This is a genomic window from Echinicola salinicaeni (genome assembly GCF_014280965.1).
Classification (GTDB): domain Bacteria; phylum Bacteroidota; class Bacteroidia; order Cytophagales; family Cyclobacteriaceae; genus Echinicola; species Echinicola salinicaeni.
The window spans coordinates 158,935-172,023 of the sequence record NZ_JACODZ010000004.1 but is presented as its reverse complement, the minus strand read 5'-3'; the positions used below and the strand labels follow the sequence as shown (position 1 = coordinate 172,023).

The 13,089-nt window shown below is 37.4% G+C and carries 9 protein-coding genes; 2 read left to right on the top strand and 7 right to left on the bottom strand.

Annotated features, from left to right (window positions below; genetic code table 11):
• Position 1: 1 nt before the first annotated feature.
• Complete coding sequence (locus H7U17_RS08680; protein ID WP_186756315.1) at positions 2–517, bottom strand: gamma carbonic anhydrase family protein; 516 nt, start codon at positions 515–517, stop codon at positions 2–4.
• Positions 518–662: 145 nt separating this feature from the next.
• Here H7U17_RS08680 and H7U17_RS08675 point away from each other — a divergent pair, with 145 nt between their 5' ends.
• Together H7U17_RS08675 and H7U17_RS08670 are read left to right on the top strand one after the other, a co-directional pair.
• Entirely contained in the window at positions 663–1,385 is a 723-nt protein-coding gene (locus H7U17_RS08675; RefSeq protein ID WP_186756314.1) for a YceI family protein, read from the top strand.
• Positions 1,386–1,465: 80 nt separating this feature from the next.
• Positions 1,466–2,716, top strand: coding sequence for an anthranilate synthase component I family protein (locus H7U17_RS08670; RefSeq protein ID WP_186756313.1), 1,251 nt, complete (start codon positions 1,466–1,468; stop codon positions 2,714–2,716).
• A 53-nt stretch (positions 2,717–2,769) separates the two neighbouring features.
• Here the strand turns inward: H7U17_RS08670 and H7U17_RS08665 are convergent, their stop codons facing one another.
• From H7U17_RS08665 to H7U17_RS08640, 6 genes are all read right to left on the bottom strand, one after another.
• Entirely contained in the window at positions 2,770–5,220 is a 2,451-nt protein-coding gene (locus H7U17_RS08665; RefSeq protein WP_186756312.1) for a GumC family protein, read from the bottom strand.
• A gap of 2 nt (positions 5,221–5,222) precedes the next feature.
• Entirely contained in the window at positions 5,223–6,020 is a 798-nt protein-coding gene (locus tag H7U17_RS08660) for a polysaccharide biosynthesis/export family protein (protein WP_186756311.1), read from the bottom strand.
• A 172-nt stretch (positions 6,021–6,192) separates the two neighbouring features.
• Positions 6,193–7,242 (bottom strand): dTDP-glucose 4,6-dehydratase, encoded by a 1,050-nt coding sequence (gene rfbB / locus H7U17_RS08655; protein WP_186756310.1) that lies wholly within the window; start codon positions 7,240–7,242, stop codon positions 6,193–6,195.
• Positions 7,243–7,340: 98 nt separating this feature from the next.
• Positions 7,341–8,372, bottom strand: coding sequence for an NAD-dependent epimerase (locus H7U17_RS08650; protein ID WP_186756309.1), 1,032 nt, complete (start codon positions 8,370–8,372; stop codon positions 7,341–7,343).
• 220 nt (positions 8,373–8,592) lie between these two features.
• A complete protein-coding gene (locus tag H7U17_RS08645) occupies positions 8,593–9,540 on the bottom strand; it encodes a PorP/SprF family type IX secretion system membrane protein (RefSeq protein ID WP_186756308.1) in 948 nt (315 codons plus the stop codon).
• A gap of 26 nt (positions 9,541–9,566) precedes the next feature.
• The gene (locus H7U17_RS08640) at positions 9,567–12,653 is read right to left on the bottom strand and encodes a T9SS type B sorting domain-containing protein (RefSeq protein WP_186756307.1); all 3,087 of its coding nucleotides are present in this window, start codon (positions 12,651–12,653) and stop codon (positions 9,567–9,569) included.
• Between the last annotated feature and the right edge of the window lie 436 nt (positions 12,654–13,089).

Genomic DNA, 13,089 nt, shown 5'->3' with positions numbered 1-13,089 from the left:
TTTATTCCTCTTGGTACCATTTAGAGTATACAGGATAATTTCTGGCTGTTCTAGCAATTACCTCCGTCATTTCATCACCAATATCTTTAACCTTCTTAGCTGGCATCCCTGCATATATACTGTCTGCTTCCACTACAGTTCCCGCCAATACAACTGCCCCTGCAGCAATAATGGCACCACTGTTAATAATAGCATTATCCATGACTATAGCTCCCATCCCAATAAGAACATTATCATGAATCGTACATCCATGTACGATTGCATTATGAGCTATAGAAACATTACTCCCTATATATGTTCCTGCCTTTTGGTAAGTACAGTGAATAATAGCACCATCCTGAACATTGGTGTTTTCTCCAATTCTAATTTCATGCACATCCCCACGCACTACAGCATTGAACCAGACGGTACAATTATCCCCCATTACTACATCACCTACCACAGTCGCATTATCCGCCAACCAACAATCAGCACCCATTTCAGGTGATTTTCCATTTACTTTTTTTAACAAAGCCATAACTTTTCTCTAAACAATCAAATTCAATTCCTCGTTATATTTAAAATCAAATCTAGTTTTTTTCATTACACAATGAACCTTTTTTATTAATTTTAAATTTACATGTATATACATCAAATTTGACACATAATAAATATAAACAACTATGAATTTAATTAAAACATCAGGATTATTTCTTGCAGGGGCACTATTGGTAGCTTCTTGCGGTCAAAAAGGTGAAACAGTAGAAACCTCTGAAGCTAAAGAAGTAGCTAAAGCTACAGGCAAAACAATCAATGTCAATGAAACTGCTAGTAAAGTTTCTTGGACTGGATACAAGCCAGCTGGAAAACATTATGGTATTATTCCTGTTACTGAAGGGGAAATCAGTATAGAAGGATCTAATATCACTGGTGGTGAGTTTACTTTTGACATCACTGCCCTAGAAATTCATGATATGGAAAAAACTGAAGAAAGCTATGGAAAACTCCATGGACACCTTCAGTCTCCTGATTTCTTTGATGCAGCTAACCATCCTAAGGCCACTTTTGAGGTAACATCAGTGGAGCCTTTCACAGCTGATGCTGAAATAGAAGACAAAGAAGAGTTCAAAACTGAGTTTACACCTAAATCACTTAGTGAGCAAATGGTAGAAGCCCCTACTCACTGGATCAGCGGCAACCTTACTATGAGAGGTACTACTAAAAACATCAAATTCCCTGCTTCAGTTAAAATTGAAGACGGATCGGTTTCTGCAAAAGCTGGATTTAATATTGACAGAACCGACTGGGGTTTATCTTATGGTGACGAAAGCACCGCAGTTGACAAAGCTAAAGACAAATTCATTTACAACACGGTAAATGTTGGCTTTGAAATTAAAGCAAATTAATACTAGTTAACCGCAAATAATAAAAAGAGGAATTCCATGGAGTTCCTCTTTTTTTGTATCCTTTCCCTTATTTTTGGCTTATGAAAGAGAAAAAAATAAAGGCTTATCCCATTCATCCCGGATTATTAAAAAAATCAATCTCATGGGCCTGCGAAAACCACCTTTTTCTTTCCTATCACAACCCCAATAAAATCCGATATCCAAAGGGTGGCTTTGATCATATTCTATATGCTGGAAATTCATCAATAAACTGGAATGATCCAGAAAGTTTCCCAGGCCCAAAAGCCGGAATCTTCAGTTATGATCTAAAAAACAAATTTGAAAGGCTTAAAAGTGAAAATCAAGCTTTTGTAAATTGTCCTGAAACCTCAGTCTTCTTGGCAGAATTAATCATTTCATATAGTGAAAATGAAATCACTATTTGCCATGACAATCCAGATGCCATCATAGAACAAATCAATGGATTTCAACCAATATACCGTAAAACTCAGATCAAAAAAATAATCGCAAACACTTCCAAAGAAGATTATATCAAGAATGTAAAAAGTATTCAAAACCACATTCTTGAAGGTGACATTTATGAGTTAAATTACTGTATAGCATTTAATGCCCTATTTGAACAACTTGACCCACTTTCCATATTTTTGAAACTCCAGCGCTTATCACCAATGCCCTTCAGTAGTTTTTTCAAAGCTAAGGAACAATTCATCATTGGAGCTTCACCAGAAAGATTTCTAAAAAAAGAAGGTACAAAACTTACTGCCCAGCCTATCAAAGGAACGATCAGGCGTGGACAAACCAATGAGGAAGACCAAGAGCTTCAGGAAACATTAAGAAACAGTGAAAAAGAAAGAGCTGAAAACCTGATGATTGTTGATCTGATGCGGAATGATCTTGCAAAAATCTCAGTCCCTGGAACTGTCAAGGTAGAAGAACTTTTTGGCATCTACCCTTTTAAGCAAATATCCCAAATGATCTCTACCATTTCCTCCACCATCAAGGCCAATACAAGCTTTGATCAAATCATCGCCCATACTTTCCCTATGGGCAGCATGACAGGTGCTCCAAAGATCAAATGTATGGAATTAATTGATCGATACGAAAACTTCAAAAGAGGCTGGTTCAGCGGTGCTGTAGGCTATATCAAAGAAAATGGAGATTTTGATTTAAGTGTCATTATCAGGAGTATTATAATAGACAAAAACACCAAAGAATTATTCTTTGCTGCGGGCAGTGCCATCACTTACGATGCAGATCCTACTTACGAATATGATGAATGCCTCTTAAAAGCAAGCACCCTATTTAAAGTCTTGGATGACAAAACACCTTAGGGCTAAAAGACTATGCAATAAACCTATAATGCCTCAAAAACCTCCCCTCTGAATTAAACCCTGAATATGGAAAGTATTCTTCCTATCCAACTTGATTTTGCAGGTTTGCTCTCCTCCTCATAATAATTTCCTGTGTATTTGTTTTTTCTGATATACGAATAATTATATCCATAACCATAATTATAACCTCCAAAATCATAAACATCTCCACCAGCTTTTAAACCATTGAACACACAATAAAAATTTCTTATTTGATCGTTCGCGTAAAGGTCATTAATCATTAAAAGGTATTTCTTATGTGTATAGTCCTGCCTCACTATATAAAGGTTTACATCAGAGAACCTCAATAAATCCATAGTTTCAGAGACCAGTGCCAAAGGTGGGGTATCCATGATTATCACATCAAAATCCTGCTCCAGTTCATTGACTAAATCTTCCAACTTACTTTTTAAAAGAAGCTCAGAAGGATTAGGAGGAACAGGACCTGATGGAACAAAATACAAATTATCATATTTGGTTGGCTGTACAATATCCTCTTTGGTCGCTTTATCTACCAAATAAGAAGATAACCCTTTTCGGTTACTTACCCCCACATACTGGGAGATTCTTGGCTTCCTAAGGTCCATCCCTAAGATACATGTTTTCTTTCCACTCAAGGCCATCGCTGAGGCCAAGTTCAAACTCACAAAGGTTTTTCCTTCTCCTGAAATACTTGAGGTTACTAAAATCCTTTTACATTTCTTTTCACTGGCAATATAAAAAAGCGCTGACCTCAAAGACCTAAAGGATTCAGAAACAATAGCCTTGGGATATTCGGCCACCAACATATTCGTATCCTTCTCACTAAAGCCAATGGTTCCAAGAAGCGGAATTCTAATGGAGTTCTTTAGTTGGATTTGGTCCATTATCTTATTGTTCAAGTAATGGTATAACAATAATAAGCCCAGCGGAATAAAAAAGCCCAAACCAAAGGCCAGTCCATAGTTTTGAGATTTTTGAGGAAAGATCAAACTTCCTCTTCTTGCATAATCCACTATGGAATTATCTGAGACATTGGAAGCTTTGGCAATCCCAGCTTCTGCTCGCTTTTCCAATAAATAATTGTATAGATTTTCCCTTAGCTTATACTCTCTATAGATATTAGTATAATTGGATTCTGCCTGAGGCAGCTGAGAAAACTCCCTATCAAGTTCTGCTAATTTAGCTTTTGCTGTTGCTCTTTTTTCTTCTGTATTGGCTACCAGATTACGGATATTTTCATAGATATTCTCACGTAATCTTTCTATTTGCTTATCCAGCTTCAGGACATCAGGATGGTTTTCATTGACTGCGGACAATAGTTTCCTTCTCTCCATGGAAATATCCATCAATGACTGAGTCATTCCGCTCAACAAGCCATCATTTATCCCCATCATAGAAGGCGCCAGTACCTTACTATAATCCTCTGACCTATCGTCAAGATAATTCTTCAAAGATTTAAAATACCCCAATTCAAATTCCAGCTCTTGGATATGCTCTTCCAGAAGGTGTATTTTGCCCAAAACCCCACCAAATTCTGAATTTACATCGAGCAGTTGATTGTCCACTTTAAAATCCAACATCCTTTTTTCCACCGACCTAAGGGAATCCTCTACAATATACATTTGCTCATCGATGAACTTAAGGGTGTTTTCGGACATTAAGTTCTTTTCTTTAAGATCATGTTCAATATAGGAATCCATCAAAGCATTGACATAGTCTCTTCCCTTTTCAACAATAGTCGAAACCAAAGTCACCCTCAATACAGAACCATAATTATTCTGGGGCCTTACAGAAACTGCATTGGCATAATGATCGATTAACGAGGTTGGGTTATGAATAACAAAGGAAAGTTTCTCCCCTATCCGTAAAGGGCGCAACTCCTCCACCCAGAACTTTGAGCGATTGGAAGCAATCACCTCATCAAACTTATAGGACTTATCTAAAATCTCTTCATCAAAGGGACCTCTTGCCTTTGCAGAAAAATAATTGACCCAACTTTTTTCTTCTTTATTTAAAACAAATTCATTTTCAGCAACCTTGGTAAGCTGTATCAAACTATTTTCCTGCTGAATATGATTCCAGTCCACATGAACCTTTATAGGAGATTTATCATATAACTCTACCTCTTTAATGTTCGTAGATGCAAAATAACTCACATCAAAATGTAATTTTTTCAGTGCCTCAGCTGCTAGGTTTTTTGAAGTAAAAACCAAGATGTCATTTTCCAGGTTGTTCATTCCAGAGAATATATTGGACCTGTCCAGAATCCTTACCTCCGGAGAAGAATTACGCTTGATCAAAATACTCCCCTGTACTTCATAGCGCTCCACAGTATACCTATGGTATAAAAACACCATCGTCATAGCTATCGCTATACTCAAAACATACAAAGGCCAGTACCTGGAATACTTGATCAAGTAATACTTTATATCAATTGGTTTGACCTCTTCCTCAAACTTCGATATGTCTTGTTGGTCTATCATTTTTATTTAGTCAATGCTATAAAAAACAGCACAGAAGAAATTAATCCAATTGTTAATTGCAATGCTGTAGTCAGGTTATTGGCATCCCCAACCTGTCTAATATTCATTGGTTGTAAATATAGAATATCATTAGGTTGTATGAAATAATAGGATGATGCTAGTAGTGCCCGGTCATTCAGGTTAATTTGGTGAATTTTCGTTCCTCCGTCATATTGTCTGATTAAAAACAACTCATTCTTTTTGGCCAAAATATTACTTTCCCCTGCCATCGCCAGTGCATCAAATATGGTGGCCCTGTTTTTCATAATAACCTTGGTTCCAGAACTCGAAAATTCCCCTAATGTAGTAAACCTGATTCCGCCGGTTCTTAAGCGAACATATACCTCCTCTTTGAAATATTCATTGATTTTATCTTCCACTTTTTGTCTGGCCTCTTCCTCGGTTAATCCACTGATTTTGATTTGTCCCAATTTAGGAATCCGGACCATCCCGTTTTTATCTAAACTATAACCAGTAAAATAGAAGATATCACCTCCACCACTGGCTCCTCCACCTCTAGCACTGCGGGATCCCTGATATTCAAACACCTTTGTCAGCTCCTCATCTGAAGAGGCAAAATCAATATCTACCACATCATATGGCTGTAAAATATATTCATAATCTACTTCAGCATAAGGAATAAACTCTTCCAATTCAATAGGTTCATTTCCAGGCAAATTTTGCAAATAATTTAACCGCTTATTACTTACACATGAAGAAAAGGAAACAAATGCGATTAAAACAAGTAGAAAATATTTCATTCAATCCAATTTGAGATTAAGCATTATCCAAATATACTATAATATCTAAGTTTTGGAAATCTAAAAAATGCCTTAAAAATAAACTCGCTACAGTTTTTCTATAATGAACAAACAAAATACAAAAAAGAAAGGCCAAAGTTCATTTCAACAGAAATTCCCTTTGGCATAAATATCATTGTGAATAATGCTTATCATAGTATTTCTGATAATCTCCGGAGGTTACATGCGCTAACCACTCTTCATTCTCAAGGTACCAATCAACTGTTTTTTCTATTCCTTCTTCAAACTGTAAGGAAGGTTTCCAGCCCAGCTCTTTTTCCAACTTACGGGCATCGATAGCATACCTCATATCATGTCCAGCCCGGTCTTTGACAAAAGTGATCAACTGAGCAGACTCACCTGCTTTCCTGCCCAATTTCCTGTCCATAATTTCACAGAGCAACTTAACGATATTTATGTTTTGCCATTCATTCCAACCTCCAATATTATAGGTTTCACCTGCCTTCCCTTCGTGAAATATTTTATCGATAGCATAAGCATGATCAACCACATAAAGCCAATCACGAACATTCTCTCCTTTTCCGTAAATCGGTAGAGGCTTTTTGTTTTTGATATTGTGAATACACAAAGGAATCAACTTCTCTGGAAATTGATTTGGACCATAATTATTCGAACAATTACTGATTACTGTCCTTAAACCATAGGTATTTGCATAAGCCCTCACAAAATGATCGGAAGAAGCCTTAGATGCTGAATAAGGAGACTGTGGATCATAGGCTGTAGTTTCTTCAAAATACCCTCCCTCGTCCAAAGATCCATATACCTCATCTGTGGAGACATGATAAAAAAGGTGCGATGCATAATTCTCCCAATAACCTTTGGCAACATTAAGGAGGTTTACTGTCCCGATTACATTTGTTTTAACAAACGCCAAGGGATCAGTAATAGACCTGTCCACATGTGACTCAGCAGCTAGATGAATGACATCGGTGATTTGATGTTTTTCAAAAACTTCCTTCAATCTAGATTCATCCAAAAGATCTACTTTTTCAAACACATAATTTTCTGCATTCTCCACCTCTTTAAGGTTCTCCAAATTCCCTGCATAAGTCAGGCAATCTAAATTGACAATTTTATATTGTGGATATTTTGAAACGAATAATTTCACCACATGACTTCCTATAAAGCCTGCTCCACCGGTAATTAAAATTGATTTTTGCATTTGTATATTTTGTACTGAAGCCCTATAAAGCTCGATTCCCCAAACAAAGTAGCAAAGTTAATACCACAAGGGACGATAACATAATTTCTCCTGTAAAACTAGACACCATAATATTCCCTGTACCAAGCAATAAAAGAAGCTATTCCCTTTTCTATAGCAGTATCAGGCTGATAACCTGTGTCACGCGCCAGATCTGAAACATCCGCATAGGTAACTGGGACATCCCCAGCCTGCATAGGCTGCATATCCAATACAGCTTTCTTACCCAGTTCGTTTTCTATGGCTGTTATAAAGTCCATTAAGTTAACAGATTTGGAATTTCCAATATTATAAACCCTATAGGGCACCTGAGAAATATCGGAATCCTCCTTTACTTTTGGAACATTCAACGACGCCCTATAAACTCCCTCCACTATATCATCAATATAAGTGAAATCTCTTTGCATTTTGCCATTGTTGAAAACCTTCAAAGGTTTCCCTTTTACTATGGCATCTGTAAACAAAAACATCGCCATATCAGGTCTACCCCATGGACCATACACGGTAAAAAACCTTAATCCGGTAGTAGGTATTCCGTAAAGGTGACTATAGGTATGCGCCATTAATTCATTGGATTTCTTTGTGGCGGCATAAAGACTGACAGGGTGATCCACATTATCTGAAGTGGTAAAAGGGATTTTTTTATTTGCCCCATAAACCGAACTTGAAGACGCATATACCAAGTGTTTAACTGGAAAATGCCTGCAGGCTTCCAACACATTGATAAAACCAACAATATTGGCATCGATATAAGCTTTTGGGTTTTCTAAGGAATACCGGACCCCGGCTTGCGCTGCCAAATTAACCACCACATCAAATTTCTCCTTTTCAAAAAGTTGTATCAACCCATCATAATCCTCAAGTTTCATTTTATAAAAGGAAAATCCAGATGAAGTTTTTACAACCTCACCATTGGCGCTTTTGACTTGAACAATATCCAGATTTAAATCCTTAAGCCTTCCGTACTTTAGGTTGACATCATAATAATCATTCATACTATCCAGACCAACTACCTCATGCCCTTCATCCAAAAGTCTTTTTACCAGGGCATGGCCAATAAATCCAGCTGCACCTGTTACCAAAAATTTCATAGGCGATTAATATTTTAATTCATTTCTAACTTCAAATTTAGGACATTTATTGTTGCCGATATTGCCAATATTCATAAATGGGAAATAGGAACGTCAAATAAAAAAACATATTTTCAACGCCCTCTTTTTACAATATACAAGAAATTCAATAAGTTAAACCAAAAAAATCGCACTGAAACAGTACGATTTTTTCATTTATTAATTGAGGAAAATCAAGTGACTACCAAATTCCCATCACTCCCTTTTTGCCTTTTTCGAACAAGCTAAAAGAAGCCATGAATTCATGTGTACTTCCATACATTTTAGAATTTCTTTTAGTGGACATTTCATATACATATCCTACCCTGAAGCGATCAAACATAAAGCCGGCCTGAAGGTTTGTAGCATAATCCACCCTGTGCCCAACACCTAACCATACTTTCTCCATCATCACCGCCTTCACATTGAATTCTTGATGAAAAGGCAAATCCCTTTGCATTCTATAAAGCATATTCCCAACTAAACCTACGTTTGGACTGACCATACCTCGAAAGCCAGCCTGGAAATTGGAGATGGGTGATCTCGCATTATAAAAATCATCTCCACTTGAGATTTTTCCACTGCCGACATTTTGAAGGGAATAGGATAAGTAGTATTGTTTACTGATCAGACTTAATCCCAAATTAAAATCAAATGCTTTATTCTCTGCAAAGCCTCCCATATACCTAGATAGACTTGGATCATTCTCCTGTTCTGGCGAAAGTTTGGTTCCATCCAACTCAGTATTCAGGTATTTTACTCCTACTCCTAAACCTAACATATGATTCTCGGTGATCCTTACCCTGTTGGTATAATTCAACAATATTTCGGTTTCCGAAAATGGTCCATGTTGATCAAACAACACAACCAATCCTGCTGCATTCCTACCGACAATCCCTACACTGTCAACTTTTCTCAACTGAGAAAAATCACCCTCTACACTTCCCAAAATAGTCTTTGGAGCGCCCGGCAAACCTCCCCACTGGTTCCTTACAATACTTTGGGCTACGCTTCCCTCATGAGCCACCAAACTAGGGTTATAGTAGCTTTTAAAACTACTGAAATGACTGATATATTTTCTACTTTGTGCATTTGCCATTCCTAGCACTAGTGGAAACAAAACGATCAATATGATTAATATCTTTTTCATCTTTTTTCAATTTTCTATGGTGCTGTCTAATCCCTAATCAAGGTGATTACTCCTCTTCTTTTTTGACCTTCGCTTCCTATTTCAATAATGAAATAATAACTGCCCACGGGCAAATCAACTCCTTCATATTTCCCGTCCCATCTTTCTTTGGGATCAAAAGACACAAAGACCATTTTACCGCTTCTTTCAAAAACCATCACTTTGACAGCTTCATAAAACTGAAGGGCTGAAACTCCCCATCCATCATTGATTCCATCTCCATTTGGACTAAACACATTAGGAATATTCAAATCATCTAATGCTGGCTTAGTCCTATTGATTACAAAAGTTTTGGAAATGGTATTTCCCAGTCTATCTGTACTTGTTACCGTAATGAAAAATTCACTCTGTCCTTCAGGCATATCTTCAGGATCATAAAAAAGACGATCACCTAAAATATAGAAATACTGTTCATCTGAATGATCACCAGATAAATCGTAAGTATGGATATCATCATCAGGATCGATGGTTGTGAGTGTTCCCAATGGAGCTTCAGGGTTGTCCTCCACGGAAAATTCATCATCACTTAACTCAATATCCGTCGGCAACTCTTTCTCTAAAACCATGATGATCAAATTGGCCTGTAAATCATTGACATTCTCCAAATCATCTGCCAACACCAAATCCCCGGCACTGGCATACATCCCTGGAACAATTTCATCGTATCCGGACAAGTCCCAATTCACATCTAACATGACCGTTTCTCCAGAAAGCAAGACTGCTTCTATTTGCTCAGGAACAGGGAGCTCATCTGGAGTAGTTCCCCAATTGACAGTGATCATTTCGGGATCTACAAGCGCCTCTATGATCCGACTCTTTAGGGTAATGGTAAATACCGCTTCCTGAACATTTCCACTTGCATCTTCAGCCTGAACTTTAATTTCTATTGGTTCATTATAACCACTCAAAACAGTCCCAGGTGCAGGAATTTGAGTAGCATTAACTAGAGCACAGTTATCCTTAATTTCAAATTCTGGAATCACATCTGTCAAAATGTATTCTCCCGAGGAATCAACATATACATCTATATTACCTTCTATTCCAGAAATTTCTGGGGCCAAAGCATCCACCACACTTACCGAAACTTCATGCTCAGTTACCTCTCCATTGGGGGCGCTGCTGGTTAAAATAATGGTTGTATTACCTATATCAGAGCAAGCAAATAGCGATTTGCTTAACTCAAAGCTGTAATCATCCATTTCATAGCAGCCTCCATCAAAACCTTTGACCACATCTGTATATGCTATTTCTATAACACCATCTGCATTAAGCTCCAATGCCAGGTCTTCTATGATCAACTCAGGAGTTTCATTGGACACTATCGTTAGTACTAGCGTAATAGTCGTCGCATTCCCAGCCAAATCAGTTGCCGTTAAAGCCAATTCATTTTCTCCGACGTTTTCACAAGCAAAATCACTTTTACTAAGTTGTAAGTCTATTTCATCAGTAACCGTAAAATTATCTGTAACTGCATCTATTAACATTTCAGGCGTCACATTCACCGTTCCATCTTCAGCTAGGGCTACCTCAATATTCTTTCCTGTCAAGACAGGTCCCGTCTTGTCTATTTGTAATTTAAACTCCTCACTTGCTTCACTTTCATTACAAGAATCATCCACAGCTGAAACTGTAACTGTATAATTTCCTTCTACCAATTCCTTCCCGCTGATATCAAATACCCAATTACCTTCTGTATCTGCAGCAACCTCACCAACCTCCTCATTGTTGATCATTACTTTAACGTTCACTTCAGCGCTGGCTGTCCCACTTATGCTTAGCGTATTTGTATTGGTAATTCCATCTGCTGAATCGACACCTGAATCTGGTGATATGGCTGTTATTGTTGGCACTTCGGGCGCTGTACCATCAATAGTAATATTATTTCCTCCTTTTATTTCGGTTTTAGTCAAAGTCAAATCCGTAAACAAATTATCGGCCTGATCAAAAATATTTACACCACCAAGCTCTAAGCCTACAAGCTCAATCCCGTCAGCCTCCGCATCACCTGTAGCTATACTATAATTAAAAACCAATAATTTAGCATTACTTTCCTCGGCAATATAATTGGCTTTGCGGGTACCTGAATCCATATTAAAGACCAAAACCAAACCTTCGCCTTCAAGATGAATCTCTTCACTTATTGCCAAGCTGAACTTTAATATGTTTTCACCACAAACAGCATAATTGCCATCAGCCGGTAAAGTCAAATCAAGAGCATAAGGTCTAATTCCATCCACTTTGATACCCGAAGAATTTGGAAAATTTCCAATGGTCAAGTCTGCCAACTCGCCGATACTATCCTTTATGCTTGCTCCGTCGAGAATTAGCTCTGGATTAATTTCTATTCCATCCTCATCGATTTCATTCTCAATTACCGTATAGGTAAACTTCAGCTCCGTAGAGCCAGAACCTGCACTATACAAAAACTTCACATCTTCTCCCCCAAGATTAATGAAGAAATAAGGGACACCCTCTGCAACAAATACTGGTCGATTAAAAATCAAATTAATTTCAATTTCTTCACCAATCCCATACCAGCCATCTTCCGAGATCTCCACATTGGTAATCACGGCCTGCACATTCTTAATTCTAACAATCCTCGTTTCGCTGTCACTGATATTACCATCTTCATCATAAATGGTAAACTGAATAAGCCGGTCATCAATATTCGGAATGACTGATACATTATTATAATTGAGTTGTTGCAGTATCTCTTGATAAAGTTCAAAGCTTGCAAGACCTTCAATGGTCAACTCTCCATTGGTAAAATCATAATTGATGATAAGACCATTTTCCTCTGCCAAATCAACTACTTCCGGACCAATGGTAATAAATTCATTTCCTCCATCAGGTCGATTCGACAACTTAACTACTGCCTTTGTCGCAATATCAGAATCCTCATCTGAGACAGTAACCCCAGAGTCGATAATCACAGCCCCCTTACCTGGCTCAAACTCTGTATAGCCAGGGGTGGTAGAAATCACAGGCAATTCACCGGCCTCTGCATATAATAAAGGTGATGCCCAAAGCAGGATGAAAAATCCCAAAATAATTGAAAGTAAATTTCTTTTCATTGTATAAAATTCAGGTGTTCATTAACGTCAAAATACCATACAAAATATCATATCAACTTTCGTCAATGCTCTTTTGTAAACTTCCATTCGAAAGACCAGGATAAAATATTATCTCCAATTGTAAAGTTAAATCAGGATGTGTGGCACATGATTTAACTATAATTAGTTCAATAACTAATCAGAAAATTACTTTTCCATTAAATCTCTCAATATTTCAGCAAATGGCCAGTGCATACTTTTTGTAATAGATCACAAAAAGATATGACTGTAAGTGGTAGGTAGTTGATCTATTCTCTTTTAGTGTGTGGTCCAGAAAATTGATCTAAAATAATTCGGTTCTCTTGGTGATAAAATATTTGGTATAGTTGATTAGAACATCCGCCAAAGCTGGTTAGACTTTAAACTCTTTTTTTAATCACTATACCTTACAACTCTT